This is a genomic window from Dysgonomonas sp. ZJ709 (assembly GCF_011039195.1).
Taxonomy (GTDB): domain Bacteria; phylum Bacteroidota; class Bacteroidia; order Bacteroidales; family Dysgonomonadaceae; genus Dysgonomonas.
Window position 1 is genome coordinate 1 of record NZ_JAAKEM010000072.1, and the last position, 1,739, is coordinate 1,739.

Annotated in this window: 1 protein-coding gene and 1 pseudogene; both read right to left on the reverse strand. The window is 35.7% G+C overall.

The window, feature by feature from the left end:
* Positions 1-792: pseudogene (locus G7Y56_RS18365) on the reverse strand (hypothetical protein); the annotation flags it as partial.
* Between the two features lie 203 nt (positions 793-995).
* The gene (locus G7Y56_RS18370) at positions 996-1,529 is read right to left on the reverse strand and encodes a hypothetical protein (RefSeq protein WP_165045904.1); all 534 of its coding nucleotides are present in this window, start codon (positions 1,527-1,529) and stop codon (positions 996-998) included.
* Positions 1,530-1,739 lie beyond the last annotated feature (210 nt).

Here is a 1,739-nt window from a genome sequence, read left to right on the forward strand (position 1 = left end):
TTCGTTGATATGGTTCTCTACTTCGGATAGTGCGGGTAGGTTGTATTCTTTGTGAAATACATAGTCGGGCCAGTTGGCGGCTTCTATTTTTACTTCTTTGGCGCGAATTACACCGTTGACCTCGAGTGCGCAAGTGGGGTCGGAAACTCCATTTATACCAACTCCCATATCTGTAACGACAAACCAGTCTCTCCATACTTCTGGTGCATTCCATCTAGCATTACCAACAACAAAACGGTCTCCACCTCCATTATCATCGCCAATATTGACTCTTAAATCGGAACTGTTTTCTCCTCTGTTATATCTGCTCATGTATATATGGTCTCCATTATCAGCAGTTTTATATCCAAAATAAATTTTTTTGCCATATTGACCTAAAGGTGTTACATAAGAGTCTCCGGTTTGTAGTATCAGATCGTCTTGAATGGTTAATCCGCCTCTTATGGTCTGTAATCCTTGATCATGCAGTATTTTTGTCCATGGACTGGTTCCCGAAGGAGTAGTAGCCCTTACATACATTTTTACTGGGTATGAGGCATTGCCGATGGCTATCTGAGCGGTGCTATAGGACTTATTAGTTGTATTGCCTATTGATGCGGTACTTAATCCCCACCACCAGTTGCCATCTATTTGGGGAGAGTTAGAGCCTTCTTTCCCTAATATCTCGTAGAAACCGGGTTTCTGTATTTGATTCCAATTATTTATGGTGTTAATTGTTTCTAGAAATTGAGACTTCCCTTCTAAAGAGAATATAATTAGGAGTATTGATGTAAGTAGTATATGTTTTTTCATAATTGTCTATTTTATTTATTCTTATAATTATAGTTATACGACTGAACTACTTTTCACTTTGTTTCCCATGATGTAGACCTTCGTTGTTTCAATTGGGAGTAATGTCACATTTTTTAAAACTGAGTTTCAAGGCTCTGTGTATTCAAAACATTGTGAATAATAAGTGTTTTGTAGATTATTCATTTAAAGTTAGTTACGGTAGGTTATATGCCAGACATTAAAATTCTCTCCCCACCAATCTGCATAGTCGTTATTGAAGTGATGCCATATAATATGATACGACCTTGAACGGTATTAGCACTTCCTGAGGATTTTTGAGTTTTTATCTCAAAATTGGATTTTCCTCTTGGAAGAGAGACTGTAACATGCTCAACTTGTGCGGCCGAATGATTTTTATTTAGAATAATATTAGATCCGTTATTAATTTTATATGTAATACTACCTCTTGAGTTCATATACACAGAGTTAAGTTCAAGAGTAATCGTAACCGCTTCATAACAATCAATTGTCGCAGTTATCGTGCTAGGAGCTATAGGCTCATTGTTATTTATTACATCTTTGAATTCAATTAGAGGAGGGATGACATCAAAGTCAAAAGTTTTTTCTTCCACCAAACTGCTCTGAACATCTTTTGCTAAACATGTAATTTGCATTTTTCCAACTTTATTCAAAGTAGGACTATATGAATTTATTGAACTAAATGCTGATGTTTTGCTTATAATTTCATTCGTTGGCAAAGATTTGAGAATCCATGAGTATGTGTAATTATTGGAACCACCCTGCACTCTTGTATAATATAATTGAAAAGTAGTCCACTTAGTAATTGAAAAGTATACCACTAAGTGTCTCGGATGAGATTGGCTAAAGATATTTATTCTTCATCAGGTTGTAACATTTTTTTAGTTTCTTTAACTCTGTACGACTGTCCATTCATGTTGATAAGGTAT